The following is a 900-nucleotide window of genomic DNA, read 5'->3' on the forward strand; positions in this document are numbered from 1 at the left end:
TAACATTGTTTGGTTGTCAATATGTTGGACTAGGTAGAAATCTAGTCGTACACACATCAATTATTTTGATTCAAAAAGTAGCATGTGTGGTAGAAAGAAAGGAATTCTAATGACGAGTAGTGCATTAAAATATACATTACATAAAAAAGAAAAGCATACGGGTGCACGTTTAGGCCAAGTGGAAACCCCTCATGGTACGATTGAAACACCGGTATTTATGCCTGTTGGTACGCAAGCATCCGTAAAGGCTGTGTCTCCTGAAGAGTTAACGGATATGAATGCCCAAATCATTCTGTCTAACACCTATCATTTATGGTTACGTCCAGGTGATGACCTAGTCAAAGAAGCAGGTGGCTTACATCAATTCATGAACTGGGACAAACCAATTCTAACCGATTCAGGTGGGTTCCAAGTATTCTCGCTGGCTGATTCTAGAAAAATTGAGGAAGAAGGGGTCACCTTCAAGTCTCATTTAGACGGTAAGAAATTATTCTTATCACCAGAAAAAGCCATCCATATCGAAAACAACTTGGGTGCGGACATCATTATGTCATTTGACGAATGTCCAGACTTCAACCACGACCACAACTACGTTGAAAAATCGATTCACCGTACAACACGTTGGGCTGAACGTGGTTTAAACGCCCACCAACGACCAAATGACCAAGCATTATTTGGGATTTTACAAGGTGCTGGCTATAAAGACTTACGTCTACAACACGCCAAAGATATGATCGGTTTGGACTTCCCAGGTTACTCTATCGGTGGTTTATCAGTAGGTGAATCGAAAGAAGATATGTACAAGGTTTTAGATTACCTAACACCTGTCATGCCTGAAGACAAACCGCGTTACCTAATGGGTGTCGGCAGTCCGGATGCCTTGATTGAAGGGGTTATCCG

Annotated in this window: 1 protein-coding gene; it reads left to right on the forward strand. The window is 41.7% G+C overall.

Annotation, left to right across the window (positions count from 1 at the left end):
• Positions 1 to 109: 109 nt before the first annotated feature.
• A partial coding sequence (tgt, locus tag ACRCJ0_RS16025) for a tRNA guanosine(34) transglycosylase Tgt (RefSeq protein WP_431391164.1) occupies positions 110 to 900 on the forward strand: 791 nt, incomplete at its 3' end.

This window comes from Aerococcus sp. L_32 (assembly GCF_050689315.1).